A 26,093-nucleotide genomic window follows, 5' to 3' on the forward strand; every position below is an offset into this window, starting at 1 on the left:
GCATTCTCGGATGCGAGATCCAGGGAGTGGAGCGGGGCTCGTGATGAATCCGGATGACATCGATTTCTTTACCGACCAGGCGGTCGTCGGCGACCCCTACCCCTATCTGCACGCCCTGCGGGAGCGCTCGCCGGTCACCCGCGAGCCCCACCACGGCGTGATGATGGTGACCGGGTGGGATGAGGCGTGCGCCGTGGCCGGCAACGCCGACGTGTTCTCGTCGTGCATCGCGGTGACGGGCCCGTTCCCCGGCTTCCCGGTGCCCCTCGACGGCGACCTGGGCGGCGAGACCGTGGCGGGGCTGATCGACAAGCACCGCGACGAACTGCCGTTCAGCGACCAGCTTCCGACGCTGGACCCGCCGACGCACACCAACCACCGGGCGTTGCTGATGCGCCTGCTGACCCCCAAGCGCCTCAAGGAGAACGAGGACGCGATGTGGGAGTTGGCCGATCAGGTGCTCGACGGATTTCTCGCCCCCGGCGCCGGAGAGTTCATCAACGGCTTCGCCGCCCCGTTCACCCTGCTGGTCATCGCGGACCTGCTGGGCGTCCCCGATGAAGACCGCGACGAGTTCGTCAACAACATGGGGCGCAATGTGGGCGGCGGGATCGGCAGTACCGATGCCAAGGCGCTGGCGCACAGTCCGCTGGAGTTCCTCTACGCCACCTTCGCCGACTACATCGCCGACCGTCGCCGTAATCCGCGCGGCGACGTGCTCACCGGGATGGCCGAGGCGACGTTCCCGGACGGCTCGATCCCGGACCCGATGGACGTGGCGCGGGTGGCCGCCAACGTCTACTCGGCCGGCCAGGAGACGACGGTGCGACTGCTCGGGTCCGCGTTGAAGATCCTCGGGGAGACTCCCGCGATCCAGCAGCGGCTGCGTGACGACCGGGCACTGATCCCCAACTTCATCGAGGAGGTGCTGCGCTTTGAGACCCCGGTCAAGGGTGACTTCCGGCTCTCCCGGGTCGACACCGAGGTCGGCGGGGTCGCAGTCCCGGCCGGCACCACGCTGATGGTGCTGGCTGCCGGCGCCAACCGCGACCCACGCCGCTTCAGCGACCCGGACACCTTCGATCCCGCCCGCAGCAATGCGCGCCAGCACATCACGTTCGGGCGGGGAATCCACAGCTGCCCCGGGGCGCCGCTGGCCCGGGCCGAGACCCGCATCGCGCTCGAGCGGCTGCTGGATCGAACGGCCGAGATCAGCATCTCCGAAGAGCGGCACGGCCCGCCCGGCGCACGACGTTTCAGCTACATTCCGACCTACATCCTGCGTGGTCTGATCGACCTGAATCTGGAGTTCACCCCGGCCGGGGAGGGAACGCGATGAAGGCGTGGGTCGACCCGGATCGCTGTGCCGGCCATGGCATCTGCACCACGATCTGCCCCGAGGTCTTCGCCATCAACGACGACGGCTACTCCGAGGTCACCGTCGATGAGGTGCCGGCGCACCTCGAGGACGCGGTTCGTGACGCCATCAAACAATGCCCGGAACACGCCATCGACGATGTCACCGATTCGCAAGAGGAGAGCTAATGTCCAACGGGCCCAAGGGCTATGTCATTCTGACCGAGGCCATCAACGACCCGGAGGGCATGATCGCCTACGGTAAGGCCGCCCAGCCGACGATGGCAGCGGGCGGCGCGAAGATCCTGGCGGTCGACACCAAGGCCGAGGTGGTCGAAGGCGACTGGCACGGGAATCAAACCATTGTACTGGAATTCGAGTCGGTGGACGCCGCCCGAGCCTGGTACCACTCCGAGGGCTACCAGCAGGCGGCGAAACTGCGGCAGGCCGCCGCCGACTGCAACGCCGTCATCCTCTCCGGGTTCCCGGCGCGCTAGTCGCCGTCCTCGACGATCGACAGCGCCTGCCGTGGGCACCGGCGGACCGCCTCGAGCACATCATTCTCGGTCTCGGGGGTGATGTCGGGCTGCAGGATGTGCAGGGTGTCGTCGTCATCGAGGTGGAACACGTCCGGGTTGATGCCCATGCAGATCGCGTTGGCTTCACACAGCCCGTAGTCGACGACGACTTTCCGGTTTGTCATGGGCGCCGGCACCTACCGGAGCACCCGGACCGGGACGTTCTGCCAGCCGGCGACGTTCTGCATGTGAACCCGTTGCAGGCCATCCCACTGCACCTCGTAGCGGGGCATGAAGTCCAACAATCGCTCCAGCGCGATGGTGCTCTCCATCCGGGCCAGCGCCGCTCCCAGACAGCTGTGGATCCCATAGCCGAGGCCCAGGTGCTGTGCCTCGGTCTGATCCCGGTCGATGTCGAAGGTGTCGGCGTCGGTGAAGGCATCTGGGTCGCGGTTCGCCGCGGCGTTGAGCAAGAACACCGGCTTGCCCGCCGGGATGGTGCCGCCGCTGACGTGCGCCTCCTTGAGGGTGTAGCGCACGTTGTACTGCACCGGCCCCTCGTAGCGCAGCAGCTCCTCCACGGCAGCCGGCACCTTGCTGCGGTCGTCGAGCAGTTTGCGCCACTGGTCCGGGTTTCGGGCGAAGATCACCGCGGCGTTGCCGACCAGCTTGGTGACCGTCTCGGCGCCGGCGCCGCCCAATAGCGCAGCGAAACCGGTGATTTCAATATCGTCGAGCCGGCGCGGCTGACCGTCGTCGCCGGGGATCTCGGCGGCGATCAGCCTGCTGAGCATGTCGTCCTGCGGGTTGGTCCGCCGTTCCTGCACCAACCCGTAGTAGTACATCGCGGTATCGATGTTGGCCTGCATGTTGACTTCGCTGATTTCGATCTGCCCGGGTTCGTGGTGCAGCGAGATATTCATCCAATGCCGCACCTGCTGCCGGAACTCATCGGGCACCCCGACCATTCGGGTGATCACCTCGACCGGGAACGGGCCGGAGAAATCCTGCACCACATCGAAGTGATCCGGGTTCGCGGCGCCGAGGAACCGCTCGACCTGCTCGATGATGGTCGCCCGCTGCGCCTGGATCGCCCGCGGCGTGAACGCCTTGTTGAGCAGGCTGCGCATGTGCCGGTGATCCGGCGGGTCCATGAAGATGATCGACTTCTGGGGGGGTTCATCCGAGCGCACCATCGCCAGGTCGCAACCGCGGGCCGAGGAGTAGGTCTCGAAATCCTTGAGTGCCGCCGCCACATCCTCGTGCCGGGTCAGTGCGTAGAAGTCCTCCTGCTCGTCGTAGTAGAGCGGGGTTTCTTCGCGCATACGCCGATAGATTTCGAACGGATCGTTGAAATACTCCTCCGAAAACGGGTCGAAGACGAGTTTCGGCTTGGTCATTGAATCCTCCTCAGCGGCGAGAACCGGCTGAAAAACGTGGTGACCGGGCGTTAGACCGTATGCCCAACTGTAAGATAAACAGGTCTACCGCGGAAGGGGATTCGGAAAGTCCGGCGTCGTCATCGCGGATGATCCATCAGCGCCAGCGCGGCGTCGGCGGCGTCGAGCACCGCGCCCGGTGTCGCCGCCGCCTGCTGTGCCAGATCGGCCACCAGGCGCACGTCCTTCTGCAACAGCGTCCCGGCCATTGCCGCCAGCCGATCCAGGGTTCCGCCGGATCCCCGGATGCTGTTGAGCGCAAAGCTGTTCGAACTGCCACGACTGACCACCTCGGCCAGCCGCTCCCGCGACACCCCCAGTTGCTCGCCCAGTGCCAGCGCGGTCGCGGCGGTGCCCAGATTGGCGGTGAACAGCAGGTTGTTGAGCAGCTTGGTCACCTGGCCCGATCCGAGTCCACCCAGATGCACGACGGGGTCGGCGTAGGTGTCGAATACCGGCCGGCACCGCTGCACCACCTCCTCGTCGCCGCCGGCCATCACCAGCAGCGTCCCGGCCTCGGCGGCCGGTCCGCCGCCACTGACCGGTGCGTCGATCAGCGACACGCCCTGCCGGGCGCAGTGTTCGGCCAACCGGCGACAGGTGTCCGGGTGCACGGTGCTGTGAATCGCGATGACGCCGCCGCGCTGCATCCCGGCCAGCACGCCGTTCTCGCCCTGCACCACCTGCTCGACATCGGCATCGCCGACCACACACAGGCAGACCAGGTCGCTGGCATGACCGAGGTCGGCCGGCGAGTCCGCGACGCGCGCCTCGGTGTCGGCGAAGGCCTCCAGCGTGGCGGCCCGGCGTGCCCACAGCGTCGTCGAGTAGCCGCCCTCGATGATGCGTCGCGCCATCGGCGCGCCTTGGCTGCCCAGTCCGATGAAACCGACCCGCATCAACTGACCTCCGAATTCCGCGCGGCGGTCGCCACGCACTTGTCGACGAATGACAACACCGAACGGTGGTAGTTGCCCGCACTGAAGCCGAGGCTGAGATTGTGGCCGGCCTCGGGTTGTTGATTGGTGGTGAAGCCGGCTGTGGCGGTGAACAGGGCGCGAATGTCGCGCTGCGCAGCCGCATCTGATTGCCAAATCTTCTCGTGTTCGGCGAAGGTGAAGCGCACCGGCACCCGGATCTGAGCGGCCAGCGAGGGAAAATCGTGCCGCGGCCAATCGGCCACCATGGCGGCTTCATACGGTGACCCCGGCGATGAGCTGGTGGTCCCGCGCAGAACCGCTTCGGGATACAGCGTTGCCGGCTCCCAGAGCAACTCACGCAGACCGACCGGACGCTGCCCCGGTCCAGCCGAGCTCAAGGCCTGCCGTGCGGCGCCCCGGTAATGCAGTCCGGTGCCGGCCAGTTCGAGCCCGAGTAACTCGGCGCGGCGCGCGTCGACCGCCATCCGCATCGCCAGCTCGCAGCCGTTGGAGTGGCCCAGGATGAACAGCCCGGCGCCTCGCGGCCGGTCACCGAGGACGGCATCGACGGCCAGGTAGGCCAACCGGACACGCTGTTGTGGGTCGGTCACCGCCTCCGGGTACAGCGCCGAGGTGCCATAGCCCGGCCGGTCCAGCGCGATCACCGTGTAGCCCAGTGCCGCACCGGTTCTCAACAGCGACAATTCGGGTTGTCCCGGGCAGTCGAAGTACAGCGAAGTGGTGCCGCCGCCGTGCAGGGCGACGACCACGGCACGCGGATCGGCAACTTCGGCCAGCAGCGCCGACATCGGTATCCCGTCGGCATTGACCGTGCGCGGCCGAACGGGGTGGCTCATCGGGCGGCTCTCACGAGTCGGCCCGCAGCAACATCACCCCGCTGGGAGTCAGCCCGCCACTGCTGGTCACCGCTACGCGGGCGCCGCTCACCTGGCGTGCACCGGCCTCGCCCCGCAACTGGGTGACCGCTTCGTGGATCAGTCCCATCCCGTGGGTGCGGCCGTGGGAGAGCTGCCCGCCGTGGGTGTTCAGCGGAAGCACCCCGTCGCGGGCGATGTTGGCCCCGCCGTCCAGGAAGCTCTTGGCCTCACCGATGCCGCAGAAGCCCAGTGCCTCGATCCACGACAAGCAGTTGAAGCTGAACCCGTCGTAGAGCTCCGCGACGTCGACATCGGCTGGGCGCAGGGTGGTCCGCGACCACAGGTGCGCGGCCTGGCCCAGCACCTGCGGCTCATGGGTCAGCGTGCTCTGGTCCCAATCGATCGGCTCGAGGATCTGAGTGCCGACCGCCTCCACCAGTACCGGCGGCTTGGCCAGATCACGGGCCGCGTCGGCCGCGGACACGATCACCGCGACGGCGCCGTCGCACGGGACGTCGCAGTCATAGAGCCCGAACGGTGTGGTGATCATCCGGGCGGACAGATAATCGTCCATGGTCAGCGGGTCGCGGTAGATCGCTGTCGGGTTCAGGACGGCATTGGCGCGCTGGTTCAACGCGATCCAGCCCAGCGTCTCGCGGGTGGTGCCGTAGCGGTGGAAGTGCCGCTGGGCGTTCTGCGCCAGCGTGTGCGCCGCCGAGATCGCCCCGAACGGCATCTGCCAGCTCGCGGTGCGAGCGCCGCCCAGCGGGGCGACCTTGCCCTGCTTCATCAGTTCGTTGTAGGTGGCTTCCCACAGCGTCCGGAAGCACAGCACGTGCCGCGCCAGCCCGGTGGCCACCGCCAGCATGGCGGCGATCACTGATCCGCCCGGACCGAACGTCTCCATGCCGCCGTTGTGCCAGGTCGGCCGGAGACCGAGCGCCGCCTCGAGCGCGGTCACCCCACCCTCGCCGAACGGACCCGGTAGACCACCACCGGGATAGGTCGACAGTCCGTCGATGTCGTCGATGCTCAGCCCGGCGTCGGCGATCGCCGCATTACAGGCCGCCACCGTCAACGACAGCGGCGGCACCATCTGCCGGCGTCCCAGCGTCGACATCCCGATGCCGGTGAGCGCCACCTTGTCCTCGAACTTCTCGGTGGTCACCATCGGGCGCACGTGTCGCGCGAAGTCCTCGGGTGCGATCTCGTCCTCGGGCAGCGGCTTGGGCGCTGAACCTGCCGCGCCGTCTGCTCCGGCCGGCACCGGCCGGAACAGCGGCAGCCAGACGTCGTCGATGTTCTCGAAGGCGACCTCCACCTGCTGGCCGAGCTCCAGACCGTCCGGATCGCAATCGATGATGTTGGTGGTCAGGCGAACTCGGGGATCCTCGTTGATCGCCACCTGTGCCACCACATACGGTGCCGGCATACCGGGCAGGCTGAACCGGTGATTGACGGTGAACCCGGCCAGGGTGGCCCGCCCGGACAGGTCGCGCACTGCCAGGTTCTGACTACGGCAGTGGCGGCAGACCGGTTGCGGCGGATGGACGAGACCTGCGCAGTCCCGGCATTCCTGCATCCGCAGCACTCCGTCGGCGCCTGCGGTCCAGAAGAACTCGTTGTCCAAGGTGACCGTCGGCAGCGGTCGTCCCGGTGCGCTCACTGGTCGTCGTCCTCGGTGATCTCGATGATGGCGTGCACCGGGCAGTCCAGCAGGGCACGCATGACGTCACGCTCATCCGCCTCGTCCACGGTGCCGTCGCCGGTCAGCGACGCATAGCCCCAGTCGTCCAGCGAGAAGTACTTCGGCGCGTGTTTGGCGCAGTAGCCGAACCCGTCGCACATCGTGCGATCCAGTCGGATCTTCATGCCGTCACCTCCTCGATCGCGTAGGGACGGTCGGCCCGGTAGGCGCCGCCGCGGCAGGTGTCGCAGCTGTCGGCAAGGTGCTCGGCCACCAATTCCGGGAACCGGGTGAGCAGGCTGGCCGCCACCGTGGTGGCACCGTCCAGCGTCCCGCAGGCGCCGCGCCCGGGCAGCACCCCGGCCCACCGCTGCAGTCGCTCGACGTCCTCGGCGGTCGCGATCCCGTCCCGCAGCGCCTCGGCCACTGCTGCCATCGCCACGGTGCCGTTGAAACACGACCCGCACTGTCCGGCGTTCTCCCGGCCGAAATAGGCCAGCACCGAGGCGGCGACCGCCACCGGGCAATCGTCGGTGAGAACGGCCATCGCCCCGCAGCCCAGGCCGCTGCCGCCGGCGCGCAGCGTCTCGTGGTCCAGGGTGGCAGCCAATCCGTCGCGGTTGAGCAGGCCGGCGAAGTAACCGCCCATCAGTAGCCCGCGCACCTGGCCGAGCGAAATCCCGTGGAACTCGAGCAATTCGCCGATCTCGATACCATGCGGCAGTTCGTAGAGCACCGGGGCCAGCCCGCCACCGGTCACCGTTGCCAGAAAGGTTCCCGGCGACGCCATGGTGCCCGCTGAGCGGAACGCCACGGCGCCGTGCCGCTGCAGATACGGCAGATTCGCCAGCGTCTCGACGTTGGAGACCAAGGTCGGGCGCTGGGCGACCCCCCGCTGGTAGGGCCGCGGCGGTTTGTCGGTCGGCTTGGCCGGACCGCCGTTGATGGCACGCACCGCTGCGGTCTCCTCGCCGGCCACATAGCCGGCGTCGACGGTGAACACGCTGACCGGCGGCCCGGCAATGGTTTCCGTGCTGATCTCGGCCAGCGCGGCCTCGATGCTGCGGGCCGCTGCCGGGTCGGAGACGTAGACGTAGGTGCGGGTGGCCGCCACGGCCGCGGCCGCCAGCCGCAAGCCGTCGAGCACCAGGTGCGGGCGGTTGCGCAGCAGCCAGCGGTCCTTGATCGATGCCGGTTCCCCCTCTTCGCCGTTGGCGACGACGACGGCGTCGAGGCCACGGCGGGCGGCGGCGGCGCGCACCGAGCGCAACTTGACCCCCAGCGGGAACCCGGCGCCACCGCGCCCGAGCAACCCGCTGCGGTCCACCTCGTCGAGGAGTGTGTCGGCATCCGACAGCGTCCGGTAGCCGCCGGCGGCGACGTAGGCCGCGCCGTCCTCGACGCCGTCGCGCAGCAGTCGCGGCTCGCTGCCCGGCCAAGCGGCGACGGTGATGTCCGGGCTTGCCGCAGTTGTCGTCATTGCCACCTCGTTTGGTTAGGCTCGCGGTCGTGAGAACCGCGGTAGTGCGCATCGACGTCGACCCGGCCGGACAACTGACACAGCAGCAGTTGAGGGCCGGGATGGCGACGTTGCGCGATCTGGTGGTGCCGGCCGGCGCCGACCTGGTCGAGACCGACGTTGCGGCGATGCCGGCGGGGCGGCGCCACGTTCGATTGTTGATCGCCGGCACCGACGCCGACATCATCGATGTCGGAATGCGATTGTGCGCCAAAGCGTTCGGTACCGAACCGGTGCCCGGCGTGGTGACCTATGTGAGCCGGGGTACCGACGACGACGCGCTCGGGGTGCTCGCGGGCCTGGGACTGACCGGCGAGATCGGCCGCACCCCGGGAGCAGACGGCCTCGACGTCGTCCATGTGACGCTGGCCGATGCCGACGTGGCGCGGGTCGGCGAGAGCCGTATCCACACCGCGCTGGAGGCGTCGCTGAACTGCGAGGTTCACATCCACACCCGTTGAGGCCATCAGCGCCCCAAAAATTCCAGGATCGCCGGGGCGGCCAGCACCCAGGTGTCGAACATGTTGAAGTGACTCACTTTTCCCGCGGCTCGCTCTTCGGCGGCCCGCTCCCAGGCGTCCTCCGGCCACGGCGGGTCGATCAGCTCGGATCCCTTGATCAAGCAATTCACCTCCAGTGAGGTGCGCTTCGGGTGGTCCCAATCGTTCTCGCCGCCCCGGATGATCAGTGTGGGAACCGTTATGCGGTCGAACATCTCGTCGTCGACTCCGGGAATCGTCTGGCCCGGCTTGGATACGAACGCGTTGAGCCAGCGCAGCATCACCTTGAGAAATGCGTCGCTGTCCATGTCGAGCAGTCGCTGCTTGTTGGCCGGATTCTCCTCGATGCGTTCCTGCCATTCGCGCATGGCCGGCAGCGCCTGGGTGCCGCCGCCGCGCACCGCCAGGATGCTGGGGACCACGTAGTACGAGCCCAGTACGAAGGTGCCGTAGATGCCGCCGACGATGTTCCACAGCACCAGCTTGGTGACCAACTCGGGGTAGAGCATGGTGGTCAGCATCGAGTCCCGCGCACCACCCGAGCCGCCGGCCAGGATGACAGGTCCGGTGTCCAGGGCGGTGAGCAGGCCGTGCAGGGTCTCCGCTCGCATATGCGATTCGGACTGGCCGTAGAACTGCACATCGGAGGCACCGCAGTTGGGGCGGTCCCACAACAGCACCCGGTAGCCGCCGGCAACGAGCTCATCGGCCAGCGGGCGTAGGCCGGGAATCTCCTTGGAGAACCGGCCGCCGGGGGTCAGAACGATCAGATCGCCGGTGTCGCCGAGGATCTCGTAGACAACGTTTCCGCCGTTGATTTCGACAGAGGCCACCGATTGCTCCTGTGTGCTAGGCCTGGACCAGGACGTCGTTGCCCACCACCCGCACCGGATAGGTGCGGATGCTCCACTCGGGTTTGACCGCGGTGGTGCCGGTGGCGAGCTCGAAACCCCATTGATGCCAAGGGCAGTAGATGTATTCGAGGTCGCGGACCATGGCGGCGTCACCCGGCGCGCTCTCGTCGACCACGGTGCGGCCGCGCAGCCGCCCGGAACACAACGGGCCGCCCTGGTGCGGACAGAAGTTCGCGATCGCGTAGAACGTCCCGTTGATGTTGTACACGCCGACGCCGTGATGGCCGATCGGTACGAGTTTACGCGTGCCGGGCGGGATTTCGTCGACGGTGGCAACGATGTGCTCGCGGCCCTGGGCCAGCCGGGGCCGCTGTTTCTCTTCGCTCATTCAGAACACCCGCACCTGACCCTCGAGGGCCGGGACCGTGTCCGGAAGGTGGTAGGTCTTGAGGCCGTTCTTGAACATCACCGCTTCGCGAGCCGCCTTCGGTAGATGCTTGACCAGCCAGCGCGGATCATCGAAGGTCCAGTGCGGGTAGTCCGAGGAGTACAGCAGGATCTTTTCGCACTCCATCCACTCGAACGCCCGGGTCAACTCGGTCTTGTCCTCGGGGTAGTCCAGCGGCTGGGTGGTGAACTTGATGTGGTCCTTGACGTACTCGCTGGGCTTGCGTTTGATGTCCAGCCACGACTTGCGTGCTTCATAGATGGCGTCCATCCGCCACATCAGCGGCAGGATCCAGGTGAAGGCGTGTTCGACCAGCACGATGCGCAGGTTCGGGTGGCGGTCGAAGACGCCGTCGAACACCAGGCTCATCACCTGGTTGGCCGCCAGCAGCGAGTAGGTGACCATGAAATCGTGGTTGTAGCTGGGCATGCCCACCGGCGGCATCGGCAGCTCTTCATGGTGGCTACGCGACAGGTGGCAGCTGACGGTGATGTCGTGTTTGGTGGCCGCCGCCCAGATCGGGTCGTACTTGGGGTCGCCCCATGACGGCCGCGGCTCGGCCTTGATCAGGATCTGGGCCATGTAGGGGTGCCCGGCCCACCTCTCGATCTCGGCGACGGACCCCGCCGGGTCCTCGATGGCGATGCAGATCGAGCCGCGCCACCGCTGGTGCCAGTTGTTGTGGCTGTCCAGCCAATGGTTGGCCTGCCAGTCGTTGAGCGCACACGACATCGCATGCTGCGCTTCGGGAAAGCGGGCCGGGTAGGCGGCAGGCTCCAGGATCGCGAAGTCCGAGCCCGCCTCCATGATGAGCTGCTTGAACGCCAACTCCGGATCACTACCCGGGAATTCGCCGTCGGCCGGGAACGCGTCGACGCGCATGGCGAATGCGTGCGCGTAGTCCGGTGCGTCGTAGTAGATCTGCTCACCGATGCGCCGGGTCAGAAAGTACTTGCTGCGCCACGGCTCCGGGATGTACTGGGTCAGTTCGCCGCGCCGCGGCACCGGGTGGACATCGGAGTCCACACACCGCACCGCGATGCGCTCCGCCGCCGGTTTGCGCTCTGTGGCTGTCACGGTCATGGTGATCTCCCTTGATCCCAACTGTTCTCTAGTGTGCGCCCGCGGGGGCCGGTACGTCGATGCCGTAGAGCCGACTGGCGTTGCGCCAGCACAACTTGTCGCGCTGTTCGGCGCTGAACGTGCTCGGCACGCTCACTTCGTTGCGCTGCCAGTGCGGATAGCTCGATCCGTACATCACCATGTCGTCCTTGCCGGTGAAGCCGAACCACTCGCCGGCGAAGTCGGTGTCCCCGGGACCGTCCATGGCGCCCTGCACGAAGAACACGTGGTCGGGCAGGTAGTCGCTGGGGATCTTCGGCGCCCACGGCGTCTGCTCCAGGTGTGGCCTGCCGAAGGTGTCCATCCGCCAGATGAACGGCGTCAGCAGATCCGCGGCGCCGTCGGCCCAGACGAACTTCAGCGACGGCATCCGCTCGAAGACGCCCTCGGCGATCATATTCATCAGGTGGTACAGGTAGTTGCACGCCATGAAGCTGACGTAGTGCTCGTAGACGCGGGGCACCCCGGACGGCGTGGGGGAGGCGGCGACGCCGGAGCCCACCTCGATGTGTGCGGCCACCGGCAGGCCCGCGTCGATGGCGGCCTCCCACAGCGGCCAGAACTGGGGTTTGCCGAAGAGTTCCCGCGATTGCAGCGGAACGCCGATCTGCACCACCCGAGGATGGTCCTTCCACCGGTCGATCTCGCGCAGTGCCCCGGCGATGTCGTCGGGGTTGACCCGGATGGTGCCGCGGAAGCGCTCGCCGTGCACGCTGTGGTCCAACCAGCGCGACACCAGGATTTCGTTGTGTGCCGCGGCCAGCGCCGACCCCAGCTGCCGATCCGGCATGACGCCGCGGGTCATCGGGTGCAGCACCGCCACATCGACCCCGCGATCGGCGAACAGGTGCTGGGCGACCACCTCGGGATCCGAGCCTGGGTATTGGCCGTCGGGCCCCTGGGTGCCGGGAGCGTACTCGCCGCCCGGCGCTCCGTACCAGTCCATCTCGTAGTCCGGGAATCCCCGGCTGCGGTACGGCTCGCGCAGGTGACCGCGCAGGTCCTTGTTGGATGCGGCGAAGATGTGCACGCTGGCGTCGATGACGGGGGTGCGGCTGCCGTCCGGGTTTTCGATCATCTACGCCGCCCTTCGCCGTATCGCCCGAGTCCGCGCCCGCCGCGGGGCGCGCCGTGCAGAGTCACCGGGAACCCGAGTCCCGATGCCGACCATTGTATAGCTGTATTCTTTGCTTGCAAGAACTGGATTCTCGCAGTCTTGTCGCGGAGCCGGTGCAGGCGGGCGCCGCCACGGCTACGGTAACCGCGCGATACGTTGTGATAGCGCGGTATCTCGCGACGAGATCATTACATTCACTAACGAGAATGTTATTCTCGATCGGGCTGTGGAGGAGGTGACTGCAATGCTGTTGGAGTTTGACGAGGATCAGCGACTGTGGCAGGGCACGGTGCGCGACGTGGTGGGCAAGCAGTGCTCGCCGTCGTTGGTGCGCGGTATCGCCGAGGGTGGAGACGACGGTGCCGTCGACTCGTTGTGGAAGGTCTATGTCGATCTGGGCTGGACCGAGTTGCACGAGCCGGAAACCGCGGTAGAGCTCGCGATCGTTCTCGAAGAACTCGGCCGCGCCACCGATCCCACGCCGTTTCTGGCCACCATGACCCAGTTCGCGCCGTTGGTCGGCGAGCACCATCGACCGGACGGCTCCACCGGGGCGGCGGTTCTCGGCGGCGTGAGCGCCCACCGCAATGCCGCCGGCTGGGTGCTGGACGGAACCGCACTGCACGTACTGGACGGTGACCGGGCCGATCGGCTGGCGGTGGTCGCCGACGCGGGGGTGTTCGTGGTGGACGCCGCCGCGGTGACCACGCGGAAGTCCGCGGTGTTCGACCCGACGCTGCACGTGGCCGATGTGTCCTTCGCCGGGGTCGAGGTGCCCGACAGTGCCCGGATGCGGGTCGACATCGACCGGGCGCGCCATGTCGCGCTGACCGGGATGGCGATGACCATGGTCGGCGCCTGTCAGCGCATCCTCGACCTGGCGCTCGAGCACGTACGCGGCCGTCAGCAGTTCGGCGTGCCGATCGGCTCGTTCCAGGCCGTCCAGCACAAGGCGGCCGACATGCATGTCGCGATCGAGCGGGCCCGTGCGCTGGCGTATTTCGCGGCGCTCACGATCGCGGCGGACGACCCGCGGCGCCGGATGGCCTCGGCGATGGCGAAGGCGGCCGCCGGAGAATGCCAGTCGGTGGTATTCCGGCACGGGCTGCAGTTGTTCGGCGCGATGGGCTTCACCTGGGAGAACGACCTGCAGTTCGCGCTCAAGCGAGCCAAAGCCGGTGAGCTGATGCTGGGCGGTGCCGCACAGCATCGCGCGACCATCGCCGAGGAATACCTTGCAACTCACATTTGATCCCGAGGTCGAAGAATTCCGCGCCGAATTCGCGGCCTTCCTCGACGCGAATCTTCCCGACGAGGCCGACACCGCGGAGCGGCCACGGTCGGTGTCCCACATGCCCGACTGGGCGCGCCGCTGGCAGCGGTTGCTGTTCGACAACGGCTGGCTGCTGCCCGGAAACCCACCGGAATTCGGCGGTCGCAACGCCACGCTGCTGCAGCAGTTCGTCCATTTGGAGGAGCTGTGTCGGCGCCGGATCTATCACAGCTTCAATCCGCAGGGCGTCAACATCATTGCGGCCTCATTGCTTTCCTTCGGCAGTGACGAGCAGAAGCAGCGCTGGGCGGTGCCGATTCTGCGTGCCGAGATCACCGCGTCGCTGGGCATGAGCGAGCCGAGCGCCGGCTCGGACCTGGCGTCGTTGCGGACCAGGGCCGACCGTGACGGTGATGACTTCATCGTCAACGGACAGAAGGTGTGGACCTCAGGCGCCCACGACGCCGATGTGCTGCTGACATTCGTGCGCACCGATCCCGATGCTCCGAAACACAAGGGCATCAGCGTCTTGTTGATCCCCACCGACACGCCCGGCGTGGTCTGTCGCCCGTTCCCCACGATCTGCGGCATCGACGACAAAGACTTCAACGAGGTGTTCTTCACCGATGTGCGGGTGCCGGCCGGCAATCTGGTCGGCCCGCTCAACGGTGGCTGGCGGGTGGCCAACGGATCCCTGGGGCACGAACGCACCATGATGTGGCTGGGCTTCGCCGACCGGCTCGACAACGTGATCGCCGACTTCCGCCCCGACGATGCGTTGCAGCGTGATCAATTCGCCACGGCCATCATGGATTACCAGGCGTTGCGCCTGCTGGGGTCGCGGGCGCTGGCCCGGGCCTCGCGCGGCGAGGAGGATGTGCCCGCGCTGTCGGTGCTCAAGCTGCTCGGCTCCGAAGCCGAGATGTTCGCCTCGGGCCACGCGCTGGATGCGGCCGGGGCGGCCGGCCTGGTCCATCCGGCGAATTCAGGGCCGTATGCGCCGATGAACCTCGACAGCTATTTCGCCAGCTGGTTCGAGCGTCATGCCCGCAGCTTCTCGGGCACCATCGCCGGCGGCACCTCGGAGATCCACCGCAATCTCATCGCCCAGCAGGTGCTGGGACTGCCGCGCGGCTGACCTTCGCCGAGTATTCCGCCCACTGTGCGGTTTCGTACGCACCCCGCGGTATGTCGCGTACGAAACCGCACAGTGGCGGCACGAAACTCAGTCGATGACCACCGATTCCTTGAGCTCGGTGATCGGCCGGGCGGCCCCCTGCTCGTCGCAGATCCGCTGCAGCTTCTCCAGCGTCTCGTCGAGCCCCGGGCCGATGCGCTTGCCGGGGGTGAAGGTAGCCGGCAGATGCCGCATGCCCTGGATGACACCGATGGTGTCGTAGTGCACCGCGCCGGCCGGATCGCAGCGGTAGTCCGGCATCCGGTCGAGCACCGCAAGCATCATCGACTTGAACACGGCACGGGCGACGTGTGAGCCGATGCAGCGGTGCACACCAAGACCGAAACTGAAGTGCCGGTTGCCCTTCCGGTCCATGATGAGGCGGTTGGGGTCCTCGAACACCGACGGGTCACGGTTGGCCATCGCCCAGGACAGCCACAGCCGTTCGCCCTCCTTGACCTGCACTCCGGCCACCTCGACATCGTCGGAGAAGGTGCGCCCGTCGCCGGGGGCCGGCGTGAAGTAGCGCAGGAACTCCTCGGTGGCGTGGTTGAACAGCTTCTCCCGCTCGCGACTGAGGCGCTCCCGTTCCTCCGGGTGCTCGCCCAGCCACTCCAGGCTGTGGGCGGTCAGCGCCGTGGTGGTGTCGAATCCGCCCCCGATCACCACGCCGACCATCGACAGGCCGTCGATGTCGGGAATCGGTTCACCGTTCCGCACCGCCTGGGTGAGCGCGTGGACGATTCCCGGCCGTGGATTCTGCTTGACCTCAAAGTAGTTGGTAGCCAGGTCCAAGCCCATCTGCCGGTGCATCTCGGCCACGCGCACCGAGTCGGGGTCGTGCTCGGGGGTGTACACCGCCGCATGGACCGGTTCGCAGTAGATCGTCCAGTTCTTCAGCGGGATACCGAGGATCGCCAGCGTGAAGACGGCCGGCACCACATTGGCCAGGTCGTCGACGAAGTCGATCTGGCCTTCCTCGATCTTCTCGTTGATCGCGGCGCGGGTGACCTCGTCGATGAACGGAATCCATCGCTTGATGGCCGCCGGCGACATGTACGGGTTGAGCAGCTCGCGGTAGAACTGCTGTTCCTCGCCGTCCATTTCGAGCACGCCGCCGCGGGCCTGTGCCCGCTTCGCCGGCGGGATGGAGATGCCCTTGTAGCCCCGACGCTCGTTGTTGATGTCGTGGTCGTTGGAGACATGTGGGCACCGGGCCAGTTCGAATACCTCCGCGGCGCCGGCCGCCACCCAGTGGCCGTCGTAGGTGTCGGTCCAGGCCATCGGACACTTGGCCTGCATCTCGTCGGTGATGTCGAGGAACCGATCACGGTATTCCGGCGCATGGCGGTCGAAGTAGTAGTAGCGCTGCTTCTTCTGCTCGTTCACTGCGCAGTCCAATCTGGCTGCCCCGCACCGGTTGCGACCTGGCCGGTGGAGTCCTTTCCGTCGACGAAGATCGCGCGTTCCGGGCACGATCGCATGGCTTCGATCACCACTTCCTGTTGTCCGGCGACGACGTCTTCGCTGACGGCAGTGGAGTGACCGTCGATGTCGTCGAGGTCGAAGGAATCCGGCGCGATCATCTTGCACAGGCCGTGGCCCTGACAGCGCTCCGGGTCAACCCAAACTTTCATGCTGCTCCTATCGAACACGGGCGAATCTGCGTCAGTCACGCCTCAGACGTGGTAGTCGTACCACTTGAGATATCCACCGGCATCCACCCGCAACTGCATGCCGGTGACGTACCGGGCCTCCTCGGACGCGAGCCAGAGCACCGCGTTGGAGATGTCTTCGGGTTCGATGAACGGCACCTTCATCGCCTGCTGCACGTAGAAGACCGGCTCGGCGTCGGCGCGCGTCGGGTGGTCCAGATCCGGCCGGAAGGAGCGGTACATCGGCTCGCTCTGCAGCATGTCGGTGTTGCAGTTGGTCGGGTGGATGACGTTGGCGCGAATGCCGCGTACCGCCAACTCGGTGGCCAGGTCGTGCACGTACTGCGCCATCAGGCGTTTGGAGGTCATATAGGCCATGCCGCCCGGGTCGTTGCCGGGGTTGGCCTTCTGGTGAGCGTCCATCAGCGCGGCGGCCGACGAGGTGGCGATGATCGAGGCGCCCTCGCCCAGGTGGGGCAGCGCGACCTGGATGCCGTTGATGGTGCCGACCAGGTTGGTGTTGATGACGTCGATCCAGGCCTGCAGCGGCGGGTTGCCCTTCATGCCGGCCACACCGGCCTGGGCGACGACGATGTCGAGCTTGCCGAATTCGGCCAGCCCGGCCTCCAGCGCGGTCTTCAGCGCCGCCGCGTCGCGCACGTCGGCCTGCGCGGTGACGATGCCGCGCCCGGTCTTCTCGACCAGCTTGGCGGTCTCTTCGAGGTCCTCCGGCCGGGCCATCGGGTAGCCGATGGTCTCGATGTCCTGGCACAGGTCGACGGCAATGATGTCGGCGCCTTCCTCGGCCAGTCGCAGCGCGTGGCTGCGCCCCTGCCCGCGAGCGGCCCCCGTGATGAATGCGACCTTTCCGGCAACGCGTCCCACAGCTGTTCCTTTCGTTGATGCACCGTCGGTATCGGCAGTGTCAGGTGTTGCGGCCGCCGTTGACGCCGAGGATCTGCCCGGTGATGTAGCCGGCCTCCTCGGATGCCAGGAAGGCGCACGCTGCCGCGATGTCTTCGGGCTTGCCCATGCGGCGCACCGGGGTTCGGGCGATGTTGTCATCGATGTCGCCGAGGAATCCGTGGCTGGCGGCATTGCGCAGCATCGGGGTGTCGATGAAGCCGGGCGGCACGGCGTTGACGGTGATCCCGCTGGGCCCATACTCCAGGGCCAGGGTCTTGGTGAGGCCGTTCACTGCGGATTTGGCCGCAACGTAGTGCGCCATATAAGGAACTCCGGAGTGGGTGCTCGACGAGGAGATGTTGATGATGCGTCCCCAGCCGGCCGCCACCATGTCGGGCAGCACCGCCTGGATGGTGTGGAAGACGCCGTTGAGGTTGACGTCGATGACCTGCTGCCAATCCTCGAAGCTGATGTGGTTGAACTTCTTGAAGCCGTCCAGCCCCGCGGCGTTGACCAGGATGCCGACCGGCCCGAGCTGTTCGCGGATCTGCGTCAGCGCGGTATCGATCTGCCCGCGATCGGTGACGTCGGCGGCGAACGACAGCTCGTCGTCGCCGGGTTTGAGATCGATGATCGCCACGCGGTGGCCGGCAGCGCGCAAGCGGTTCACCACCGCCGCGCCGATCCCCGAGGCGCCCCCGGTCACGACAGCCGTCCTCACGAGGTCCGTCTCGGCCACAAAGAATCCCCTTTCCAAGTCGTGAGAATCGTACTCTCGTACGACTGTTTCTGGCAAGGTTCCGGCGAAACCGCTCTCAACAGGGATGATGTCGCATCGCGGGCTTGCCGTGGTGCAGTTCTGCGGTATGGATGGCTTCCGTTTCCGGCTTGAGTTCTCCCTCTCGAGATGTATGATTCGCCGCACATGAGAATGTAGTTACCCGGCGGGAGGCTTGCATGGGTTCGCAGGAAACGGCAGCGACCATCACCGATGGTGCCGACGGTGCAAACGCCGCCGAGCACGTCGCCGCCCGGCACCTGCTGATCGACGGCAAGCTGGTGGGGGCGGACCGGACCTACCCCTCGCTGAACCCCGCTACCGGGGAAGTCCTGGGCTACGCCCCCGAAGCCAGTGTCGAGCAGGCCAGGGCGGCGGTCGCGGCGGCGCGGCGGGCCTTTGACACCGGCGACTGGGCCACCGACGTCGCGCTGCGGGTGCGCTGCCTGGATCAGCTGCACCGGGCACTGATCGAGCACCGCGACGAATTCGCCGCGTTGACCATCGCCGAGGTCGGCGCCACCCCGGCGCTGACCCAGGGCGCGCAGCTGGACCAGCCGATCGCGATCGTGCGCTACTACGCCGATCTGCTCAAGGACTATCCGATGACCGAGGACCTCGGCAACATCGAGAGTCGCGGCATGCTGCACCACCGCTGGGTTGAGAAAGAGGCCGCCGGCGTGGTCGCCGCGATCATCGCCTACAACTACCCCAACCAGCTGGCCTTGGCGAAGCTGGCCCCCGCGCTGGCCGCCGGGTGCACCGTGGTGCTCAAGGCCGCTCCGGACACCCCGCTGATCACGCTGGCGCTCGGCGAGCTGATCGCCAACCACACCGACATCCCGGCCGGGGTGGTCAACGTGCTCAGTTCGTCGGACCCTGCGGTCGGCGCGGCACTGACCACCGACGCGGGCGTCGACATGGTCACCTTCACCGGTTCCACCCCGACCGGGCGGGCGATCATGGCCGCCGCCAGCGAGACGCTCAAACGGGTCTTCCTGGAGTTGGGTGGCAAGTCCGCGGCGATCGTGCTCGACGACGCCGACTTCAACATGGCCGCGGTCTTCGCCTCGTTCTCGATGGTCACCCACGCCGGCCAGGGCTGCGCACTGACGTCGCGGTTGCTGGTGCCCAACAGTCATCACGACGAGATCGTCGAGCTGATCAAGACCAACTTCTCGCATGTGCGCTACGGCGACCCGACCGACCCCAAGACGTATATGGGTCCGCTGATCAGCGCCAAGCAGCGCGACAAGGTCGACGGTATGGTGCAGCGCGCGGTGGCCGCGGGCGCCACCCTGGTGACCGGGGGCGAGAAGGTCGATCCCGGCTTCTTCTACACCCCAACGCTGCTGACAGGAGTCGATCCGGACAGCGAGATCGCTCAGGAAGAGGTCTTCGGGCCGGTGCTGGCGGTCATCGGCTACGACGATGACGACGACGCGGTACGCATCGCCAACAACTCGATCTATGGGCTGTCCGGCGCGGTCTTCGGTAGCCAGGACCGGGCGGTGGCCGTGGCGCGCCGGATCCGCACCGGAACGTTCTCGATCAACGGCGGCAACTACTTCAGCCCGGACGCGCCGTTCGGCGGGTACAAGCAGTCCGGCATCGGCCGCGAGATGGGCGTCGCCGGGCTCGAAGAGTTCATGGAGTCCAAGACCTTCGCCGCACCCGTGGGAGCCGCCGAATGAGGCCACTGGAGGGGGTCCGCGTCCTGGAGGTCGCGATGTACGGGTTCGTCCCGTCGGCCGGTGCGGTACTGGCGGAGTGGGGCGCCGAGGTGATCAAGGTCGAGCATGCGGTGACCGGTGACCCGCAGCGCGGGCTGCGGCAGACCGGCATGCTGCGGGTGGAGGGCGACCCCAACCCCAACATCGAGCACGCCAACCGCGGCAAGCGCAGCATCGGGCTGGACGTGTCAACGCCCGAGGGCCGCGAGGTGCTGCTCGAATTGGCAAAGCGCGCCGACGTTTTCCTCACCAGTTTCCTTCCCGGTCACCGCCGCAAGTTCGCCATGGACGTCGACGACATCCGCGCGGTCAACCCGAAGATCGTCTACGCCCGGGGCAGCGCGCTGGGTCCCCGCGGCATCGAATCGGAGAAGGGCGGCTACGACATGACCGCCTTCTGGTGTCGCGCCGGCACCGCCGCGACCATCACCCCGCCCGGTATCGAGGGCATGATCGCGCCGCCCGGACCGGCCTACGGTGACACCATCTCGGGCACCAATCTGGCCGGTGGTATCGCGGCGGCACTGTTCAAGCGCGAGCGCACCGGTGAGCCGTCGGTGGTGGATGTGTCCCTGCTGGGCAGCGGCCTGTGGGCCATGGGCCACACCGTCGCCTTGACCAGTCATCTGGGCGAACGGCTGGTCCAACAGCCGCCCGGGGTGCACGGCTCGCCGATCAACCCGCTGGTCGGGGTCTACGCGACCGCCGACGAACGCTACATCTCGTTCGTGATGATGCAGCCCACCAAATTCTGGGCGGATGTGTGCCGACACATGGAACTCGACGACTACATCGACGATCCCCGGTTCGCCACCGCCCAGTCGTTCGCCGAGCACACCCCGGCGGCGGTGGAAATCCTGCGCGAGGCGATGTCCAAGCGAACGCTGCCCGAGTGGAGTGAGCGCTTTGCCACATTGGCCGGGCCGTGGGCACCGGTCCAGGACACCTTGCAGGCCGCCCAGGACGCGCAGATCCGCGCCAACGAATACATCGTGCAGGCAGGCGAACTCGAGTTGGTCGCCAACCCGGTGCAGTTCGACGTGGCCGCCCCGGCGGCCGGCCCGGCGCCCGGGTTCGCCGAGCAGACCGACGAGATCCTGGAAGAACTCGGGTTGGACTGGGACCGCATCATCGAACTCAAGACCGCCGGCGCGGTCACCTAGGTCATGCGATGCCGCACGTAGCTTCGATCGGTACCTACCTGCCGTGCTGGGGAACGCCCCAGCGCCGGCTGATCGGTGACGACGAGGATGCCATCACGCTGGCTGTCGAGGCCGGCCGTGCGGCGTTGACCGGCGGTGGCGCGGTGGAGCGCCTGGTGGTGGTCAGTCGTGACTTTCCGCTGACCGACAGCAGCAACGCCGCGGTGTTGCTGGCCGGCCTGGGCCTCGATCCCGAACTCGAGGTGGTCGAGCGTCTCGGCGGCGCCCCGGCCGCCCTGGACGCGCTCAGCTCGGCCCGGCCGCGCACCCTGATCATCGGGGTCGACCTGGACCCGGCCGGCGCCGCGGCGGTGCTCACCGCCGAGAACGGACTGCGTATCCGGACCGCAGCCCGTATCGCCCGCAGTCTGCCGGTGCGCACCCGCAACGACGGGGTGGTGCACGACTACGGCGACCCGCGACTGCTCTACGAGCGGGGCGTGGTGGCGTCGCTGGTGGCCGCCTGGGCGGAGACACCGGTGATGCTCGCCGGGGTGGAACATGACCGCGCGGTGGAACTCTGCACCGGTAAGCCCGCTCCGCTGCCGACCACCGGTGCCAGCTCGGGGCTGTTCGCGCTGGCGGTGTTGGCCGAGACGCAGATGGTGGGTCCGCTGCTGGCGGCCGAGCAGGCCAACTTGTCCGGGATCACCGTCGTCGAAGGCGAGGCGCCGGTGCACCGGCACGAACCGGCGGCCCGGCCGATCCCCGAGCGGGTGCACACTCCCGGCGCGGACCTGCCGATTTCGCTGGCCGCCTACGAGCGTGCCTTCGAAGCCAAGGTCCGCTGGGAGGCGGGCAAGCATCCGGACAGCGACGAACTCGACTTCCCGCCGCGTTACCGCGTCGGCGACGACTCGACGCTGAGCACCAACTACGAGCTCGTTGAGCTGCCCCGCGTCGGCACGGTCTATACCGAGGTGACCGTACAGATCCCGGTGCCCGGGCTGACCACCCCGTACTCGCTGGTCATCGTCGAGCTCGATGACGTGGCGGTCCGCGCGCTGGTGAAGGTGACGGGAGCGCCGGCCGGCAGCGCCTGGATCGGTGACCGGGGCCGGCTGGTGCTGCGCCGGATCGCGGTGCGCTCCGGGGTGCCCGACTACGGATACGCCTTCGAGCCCTTCGACCCGTCGGAACAACCCGAGGCTGTCGCATGAGGAGCGGCGCATGAGACCGCCGGCGACGATGCAGAGCGGAGTCCCCAGCTGCGAAGCAGCGCGGGACGGAGTGATGCTGAGGAGCGGCGCATGAGACCGCCGGCGACGATGCAGAGCGGAGTCCCCAGCTGCGAAGCAGCGCGGGACGGAGTGATGCTGAGGAGCGGCGCATGAGACCGCCGGCGACGATGCAGAGCGGAGTCCCCAGCTGCGAAGCAGCGCGGGACGGAGTGATGCTGAGGAACGGCGCATGAGACGCGTAGCCATCGTCGGCGCCGGGATGACGCCGTTCCGGGAGCACTTCGCGCTGGGCATCAAGGACCTACTGCCGATGGCCTTCGCCGAGTGTGCCGCCAGCGTGGACAAGGGCCTGGCCAAAACCGATGTGCAGGCGGCCTGGTTCGGGGCGCTGGGCACCACCGACGGCTTTCCGTCCGGGATCCTGGCCGACACCTTGGGACTGCCCGACCTACCGGTTACGCGGGTGGAGAACTCCTGCGCCACCGGCAATGACGCGGTCCGCAACGCGTTGTTCGGCGTCGCGTCCGGGGCGGTCGACGTGGCGCTGGTGATCGGTGCCGACAAGCTGCGGGAGACCGCCACCAAGGACATGCTCTGGGCCTGGGAGGAAACCGCGCGCGACATGGCGTGGGACTACCCGCTTGGGTTGGTCGCGCCGGCCGGTTTCGCCCTGCACGTACGGCGCTATCTGCACGAGTCGCCCGCTACCCGCGAGCACCTGGCGATGGTGGCGGTGAAGAACCACCGGCACGGAACCAGTAACCCCCGCGCGCGGCTGCGTTTCGAGATCACCATGCAGCAGGCCCTCGAAGCGCCCATGGTGGCTTCCCCGTTCGGGGTGTACGACTGCGCCCCACAGAGCGACGGCGCCGCCGCCCTGGTGCTGGCCGCCGAGGACGTGGTGGATCGCTTCACCGATCGGCCGGTGTGGATCCGCGGGGTGGGGCTGGGTCTGGACGCGGTGATGCATCAGCACAAACGGGACATGACGACGTTTCCGGCGACATTGCGCGCCGCCAAGCAGGCCTTCGCCATGGCCGGGCTGACGCCGTCGGACATCGATGTCGCCGAGGTGCACGACTATTTCACCGGTGTGGAGATGATCAGCTACGAAGACCTCGGCTTCGCCGAACGGTTCGAAGCCCACAAGTTGCTCGAAGCCGAGGTGACCAGTGTCGGTGGCGCATTGCCGGTCAATCCCAGCGGTGGTTTGAAGTCCAAAGGCCACCCGCCGGGGGCCACCGGTGTGGCACAGTGCGTAGAACTCTTCGAGCAGTTGCGCGGGACAGCGGTCAATCAGGTCGATGGCGCCCGGATCGGCTTGGCGCACAACATCGGAGGGCCAACTGCGGTGGCGGCGGTCACCATCGTGGAAGGGGGCGGCGATGGCGCTTAGCGGCACGGCGGCGCTTCCCATCCACATTGACGTGACCGTCAATAACTGGGCGGCGGTGCGGTAATGGTGCTGGGGGCAACCGCCGATCCACCGCTGGACCGGGAACACGGCGAGCAGAGCCAACAGGAGGCTGCGGCAGGGCGGCATCGGCCCACCGGCCAGCGGCGAGAGTCGCCGGCCTATGTGCGGCCGATGATCGGGCTGCTGACGATCCTGACGATCGCGGCGCTCGTCGCGCTGCCGATCGCGCTGTTCCGCGGCAGCTTCACCCGCACGGTGCCGGTCACGGTGCTGTCCCAGCGCGCCGGTCTGGTGATGTACCCCGACGCCAAGGTCAAGCTGCGCGGCGTCCAGGTGGGCAAGGTCGGGTCCATCGAGCCGCTGGCGGATGGCACCGCCGTGCTGCGACTGGAGATGCAACCCGACCAGCTGCGGCTGATCCCGGCGAACGTCACCGCCCGAATCGCCTCCACGACGGTGTTCGGGGCCAAATCCGTCGAGCTGGTGGCGCCCCCGGACCCGGAGGCGACCAGATTGCACGCCGGTCAGGTGCTGGCCGGCGAGCACGTCACCGTCGAGATCAACACGGTGTTCCAACAGCTGGTGCGGGTGTTGGACAAGATCGACCCGAAGAAGCTGAACGAAACGCTCAGCGCCGTCTCGACGGCGTTCAACGGACGCGGGCAGAAACTGGGGCAGGCGCTGACCGACTTCGACAAGCTACTGGCAGAGCTCGAGCCCAGCCTGGACACCCTCGAACATGAGGCCGCCACGATGCCACCGGTGTTTCGGTCTTACGCCGATGCGGCGCCGGATCTCACCGCTGCGCTCAACGCCACCAGCACCATGAGTGAAAGCATCGTGGCCGAACGCAACAGCCTGGACAACTTCCTGCTCAGCGCCATCGGCCTGGCCGATACCGGCAACGAGGTACTGGGCGAGAACCGGCAGGGACTGACCGACCTGACGCGGGTGCTGGAGCCGACCGCACAACTGCTGGACAAATACAATGACGAACTCGGCTGTTCGATCGGCGGTTTGGTGCCGTTCGCCAAATCCCCGCCCTTCAACGTCCCCGGCATCATCATCACCGCCAGCTTCACCCTGGCCAAGGAACGCTACCGCTACCCCGACCACCTACCGAAGGTGGCGGCCCGCTCCGACCGCTCCTACTGCACGGAACTGGGCCTGCCCGACGTACCGCCCGAATACCGGGTGCCCGCGTTGATCGCCGATGTCGGAGCCAACCCGTATGAATACGGCAACCAAGGCATCCTGCTGAACTCCGACGGCCTCAAGCAGGCGCTGTTCGGGCCGATCGGCGGACCGCCCCGCAACAGCGCCCAGGTGGGGATGCCCGGATGAGACGCGACATGGGGCCACTGGTCAAGTTCGGGATCTATGCCGTGGTGATGGTGCTGGCCACGATCTTTCTGTTCGCGATCTTCGCCGAGGTCCGGACCGGCCCGACGGCGGGCTACCAGGCGGTCTTCTCCGACGCCTCCCGGCTGAAAGCCGGGGACAGCGTGCGAGTCGCCGGCGTTCGGGTCGGCACCGTCGGTCGCGTCGCGCTGCGCCCGGACGGCACGGTGCTGGTGAAATTCCAGGCTGACCGCAACATTTCGCTCACCACCGGCACTCAGGCCGCGGTGCGCTACTTGAATCTGGTCGGCGACCGCTACCTGGAACTGACCGACGGGCCCGGCTCGACCCGGCTGTTGCCGGTCGGCTCGGAGATCCCGCTGGAGCGGACCGCGCCCGCACTGGATCTGGACCTGCTGCTCAACGGCCTCAAGCCGGTGATCCGCGGACTGAACCCACAGGACGTCAACTCGCTCACCGCATCGCTGATCCAGATCATGCAGGGCCAGGGCGGCACCATCGACTCACTGCTGTCTCGGACATCGTCGTTCTCGAACTCCCTGGCGGACAACAACCAAGTGATCGAGTCCCTGATCGACCAACTGCGCGCCACGCTGGCCACCTTGTCCAACGGCGACAAGCGGTTTTCCGGGGCGATCGATCGACTGGGCAAGCTGGTCGCCGGCTTGGCGGCCGACCGCGACCCGATCGGCACCGCGGTGACGGCCCTGGACCGCGGCACCGCGTCGCTGGCCGATCTGCTCGGCAACGCCCGCGATCCACTGACCAACACGATCACCCAGGTCGATCGGTTGACCACCGCGATAAACGCCGATCTGGCCGGCCTGGACATGTCGATACAGAAGGCGCCGGAGAACTACCGCAAGGCTATCCGGCTCGGCGCCTACGGCGGATTCATCCAGTACTACATCTGCGCCGTGCAGGTCCGGGTCAGCGACACCCAGGGCCGGACGGCGGTATTCCCCTGGATCAAAGCGGAGGAGGGCCGATGCAGCGACACCGACTGAGCGGCGTGCTGCCCGCCGCTGCGCCGGTACAGCGGGGGAGCCAC

25 protein-coding genes and 2 pseudogenes are annotated in these 26,093 nt (G+C 67.4%); 12 read left to right on the forward strand and 15 right to left on the reverse strand.

The window, feature by feature from the left end:
* The first annotated feature begins 43 nt into the window (after window positions 1-43).
* The 3 genes from BST10_RS09735 to BST10_RS09745 are packed head-to-tail and all read left to right on the forward strand — an operon-like array spanning window position 44 to window position 1,853.
* On the forward strand, window positions 44-1,339 hold the full coding sequence (locus BST10_RS09735) for a cytochrome P450 (protein WP_083037585.1): 1,296 nt from the start codon (window positions 44-46) through the stop codon (window positions 1,337-1,339).
* Complete coding sequence (locus BST10_RS09740) at window positions 1,336-1,545, forward strand: ferredoxin (protein ID WP_013830424.1); 210 nt, start codon at window positions 1,336-1,338, stop codon at window positions 1,543-1,545. Before BST10_RS09735 ends, BST10_RS09740 begins: the two co-directional genes overlap by 4 nt.
* The gene (locus BST10_RS09745; RefSeq protein WP_083037586.1) at window positions 1,545-1,853 is read left to right on the forward strand and encodes a DUF1330 domain-containing protein; all 309 of its coding nucleotides are present in this window, start codon (window positions 1,545-1,547) and stop codon (window positions 1,851-1,853) included. Before BST10_RS09740 ends, BST10_RS09745 begins: the two co-directional genes overlap by 1 nt.
* Here BST10_RS09745 and BST10_RS09750 read toward each other — a convergent pair.
* The 7 genes and pseudogenes from BST10_RS09750 to BST10_RS09780 all read right to left on the reverse strand — a co-directional run bounded on the left by BST10_RS09750 (window position 1,850) and on the right by BST10_RS09780 (window position 8,278).
* Window positions 1,850-2,059: a ferredoxin gene (locus tag BST10_RS09750; RefSeq protein ID WP_083037587.1), complete on the reverse strand. Its 210-nt coding sequence runs from the start codon at window positions 2,057-2,059 to the stop codon at window positions 1,850-1,852. The two genes, BST10_RS09745 and BST10_RS09750, sit on opposite strands and share 4 nt — an antisense overlap.
* Before the next feature lie 12 nt (window positions 2,060-2,071).
* Window positions 2,072-3,274, reverse strand: a complete 1,203-nt coding sequence (locus BST10_RS09755) for a cytochrome P450 (RefSeq protein ID WP_083037588.1) — start codon at window positions 3,272-3,274, stop codon at window positions 2,072-2,074.
* A gap of 119 nt (window positions 3,275-3,393) precedes the next feature.
* Window positions 3,394-4,212: an NAD(P)-dependent oxidoreductase gene (locus BST10_RS09760; RefSeq protein ID WP_013830420.1), complete on the reverse strand. Its 819-nt coding sequence runs from the start codon at window positions 4,210-4,212 to the stop codon at window positions 3,394-3,396.
* Window positions 4,212-5,090 carry an alpha/beta fold hydrolase gene (locus BST10_RS09765; RefSeq protein WP_041318738.1) on the reverse strand — a complete coding sequence of 293 codons (879 nt, stop codon included), beginning with the start codon at window positions 5,088-5,090 and terminating at the stop codon, window positions 4,212-4,214. Before BST10_RS09765 ends, BST10_RS09760 begins: the two co-directional genes overlap by 1 nt.
* Window positions 5,091-5,100: 10 nt before the next feature.
* Window positions 5,101-6,777 (reverse strand): thiolase C-terminal domain-containing protein, encoded by a 1,677-nt coding sequence (locus tag BST10_RS09770; protein ID WP_083037589.1) that lies wholly within the window; start codon window positions 6,775-6,777, stop codon window positions 5,101-5,103.
* Window positions 6,778-6,788: 11 nt separating this feature from the next.
* A pseudogene (locus tag BST10_RS09775) lies at window positions 6,789-6,983 on the reverse strand (ferredoxin); the annotation flags it as partial.
* Entirely contained in the window at window positions 6,980-8,278 is a 1,299-nt protein-coding gene (locus tag BST10_RS09780; RefSeq protein ID WP_083037590.1) for an NADH-ubiquinone oxidoreductase-F iron-sulfur binding region domain-containing protein, read from the reverse strand. The pseudogene BST10_RS09775 and the gene BST10_RS09780, both read right to left, overlap by 4 nt.
* A 29-nt stretch (window positions 8,279-8,307) precedes the next feature.
* On the opposite strand from BST10_RS09780, the gene BST10_RS09785 reads away from it, so the two are divergent.
* Entirely contained in the window at window positions 8,308-8,778 is a 471-nt protein-coding gene (locus BST10_RS09785) for a hypothetical protein (protein ID WP_083037591.1), read from the forward strand.
* A gap of 5 nt (window positions 8,779-8,783) precedes the next feature.
* Here the strand turns inward: BST10_RS09785 and BST10_RS09790 are convergent, their stop codons facing one another.
* From BST10_RS09790 to BST10_RS09805, 4 genes are read right to left on the reverse strand one after another with little or no spacing between them, the layout of a single operon-like run.
* On the reverse strand, window positions 8,784-9,650 hold the full coding sequence (locus BST10_RS09790; protein WP_083037592.1) for an alpha/beta fold hydrolase: 867 nt from the start codon (window positions 9,648-9,650) through the stop codon (window positions 8,784-8,786).
* Window positions 9,651-9,666: 16 nt separating this feature from the next.
* On the reverse strand, window positions 9,667-10,059 hold the full coding sequence (locus BST10_RS09795) for a Rieske (2Fe-2S) protein (RefSeq protein WP_013830413.1): 393 nt from the start codon (window positions 10,057-10,059) through the stop codon (window positions 9,667-9,669).
* A complete protein-coding gene (locus tag BST10_RS09800; protein ID WP_013830412.1) occupies window positions 10,060-11,202 on the reverse strand; it encodes an amidohydrolase family protein in 1,143 nt (380 codons plus the stop codon).
* Between the two features lie 28 nt (window positions 11,203-11,230).
* Window positions 11,231-12,319 carry an amidohydrolase family protein gene (locus tag BST10_RS09805; RefSeq protein ID WP_083037593.1) on the reverse strand — a complete coding sequence of 363 codons (1,089 nt, stop codon included), beginning with the start codon at window positions 12,317-12,319 and terminating at the stop codon, window positions 11,231-11,233.
* A gap of 283 nt (window positions 12,320-12,602) precedes the next feature.
* Between BST10_RS09805 and BST10_RS09810 the strand changes: the two genes are divergently transcribed.
* Together BST10_RS09810 and BST10_RS09815 are read left to right on the forward strand one after the other, a co-directional pair.
* Window positions 12,603-13,610, forward strand: a complete 1,008-nt coding sequence (locus BST10_RS09810; RefSeq protein ID WP_083037594.1) for an acyl-CoA dehydrogenase family protein — start codon at window positions 12,603-12,605, stop codon at window positions 13,608-13,610.
* Window positions 13,594-14,769, forward strand: coding sequence for an acyl-CoA dehydrogenase family protein (locus BST10_RS09815; RefSeq protein ID WP_083037595.1), 1,176 nt, complete (start codon window positions 13,594-13,596; stop codon window positions 14,767-14,769). The genes BST10_RS09810 and BST10_RS09815 overlap by 17 nt, the downstream gene beginning before the upstream one ends.
* An 87-nt stretch (window positions 14,770-14,856) precedes the next feature.
* Here the strand turns inward: BST10_RS09815 and BST10_RS09820 are convergent, their stop codons facing one another.
* The 4 genes and pseudogenes from BST10_RS09820 to BST10_RS09835 all read right to left on the reverse strand — a co-directional run bounded on the left by BST10_RS09820 (window position 14,857) and on the right by BST10_RS09835 (window position 18,090).
* A complete protein-coding gene (locus tag BST10_RS09820) occupies window positions 14,857-16,197 on the reverse strand; it encodes a cytochrome P450 (RefSeq protein WP_083037596.1) in 1,341 nt (446 codons plus the stop codon).
* A 62-nt stretch (window positions 16,198-16,259) separates the two neighbouring features.
* Window positions 16,260-16,445 (reverse strand): annotated as a pseudogene (locus BST10_RS09825) (ferredoxin); the annotation flags it as partial.
* A gap of 42 nt (window positions 16,446-16,487) precedes the next feature.
* Window positions 16,488-17,348, reverse strand: coding sequence for a mycofactocin-coupled SDR family oxidoreductase (locus BST10_RS09830; RefSeq protein WP_083037597.1), 861 nt, complete (start codon window positions 17,346-17,348; stop codon window positions 16,488-16,490).
* Window positions 17,349-17,388: 40 nt separating this feature from the next.
* Window positions 17,389-18,090, reverse strand: coding sequence for an SDR family NAD(P)-dependent oxidoreductase (locus tag BST10_RS09835; protein WP_083037653.1), 702 nt, complete (start codon window positions 18,088-18,090; stop codon window positions 17,389-17,391).
* Between the two features lie 236 nt (window positions 18,091-18,326).
* Between BST10_RS09835 and BST10_RS09840 the strand changes: the two genes are divergently transcribed.
* The 6 genes from BST10_RS09840 to BST10_RS09865 all read left to right on the forward strand — a co-directional run bounded on the left by BST10_RS09840 (window position 18,327) and on the right by BST10_RS09865 (window position 26,049).
* Complete coding sequence (locus tag BST10_RS09840) at window positions 18,327-19,841, forward strand: aldehyde dehydrogenase family protein (protein WP_083037598.1); 1,515 nt, start codon at window positions 18,327-18,329, stop codon at window positions 19,839-19,841.
* Window positions 19,838-21,043 carry a CaiB/BaiF CoA transferase family protein gene (locus BST10_RS09845; RefSeq protein ID WP_083037599.1) on the forward strand — a complete coding sequence of 402 codons (1,206 nt, stop codon included), beginning with the start codon at window positions 19,838-19,840 and terminating at the stop codon, window positions 21,041-21,043. Before BST10_RS09840 ends, BST10_RS09845 begins: the two co-directional genes overlap by 4 nt.
* Before the next feature lie 8 nt (window positions 21,044-21,051).
* Window positions 21,052-22,242, forward strand: coding sequence for an OB-fold domain-containing protein (locus BST10_RS09850; RefSeq protein ID WP_083037600.1), 1,191 nt, complete (start codon window positions 21,052-21,054; stop codon window positions 22,240-22,242).
* Window positions 22,243-22,492: 250 nt separating this feature from the next.
* Window positions 22,493-23,659 carry a thiolase C-terminal domain-containing protein gene (locus BST10_RS09855; RefSeq protein WP_083037601.1) on the forward strand — a complete coding sequence of 389 codons (1,167 nt, stop codon included), beginning with the start codon at window positions 22,493-22,495 and terminating at the stop codon, window positions 23,657-23,659.
* 192 nt (window positions 23,660-23,851) lie between these two features.
* On the forward strand, window positions 23,852-25,024 hold the full coding sequence (locus tag BST10_RS09860) for an MCE family protein (RefSeq protein WP_083037654.1): 1,173 nt from the start codon (window positions 23,852-23,854) through the stop codon (window positions 25,022-25,024).
* On the forward strand, window positions 25,021-26,049 hold the full coding sequence (locus BST10_RS09865; RefSeq protein ID WP_083037602.1) for an MCE family protein: 1,029 nt from the start codon (window positions 25,021-25,023) through the stop codon (window positions 26,047-26,049). Before BST10_RS09860 ends, BST10_RS09865 begins: the two co-directional genes overlap by 4 nt.
* The last annotated feature ends 44 nt before the right edge of the window (window positions 26,050-26,093 follow it).

Source organism: Mycolicibacter algericus DSM 45454 (assembly GCF_002086455.1).
In the GTDB taxonomy this organism is placed as follows: domain Bacteria; phylum Actinomycetota; class Actinomycetes; order Mycobacteriales; family Mycobacteriaceae; genus Mycobacterium; species Mycobacterium algericum.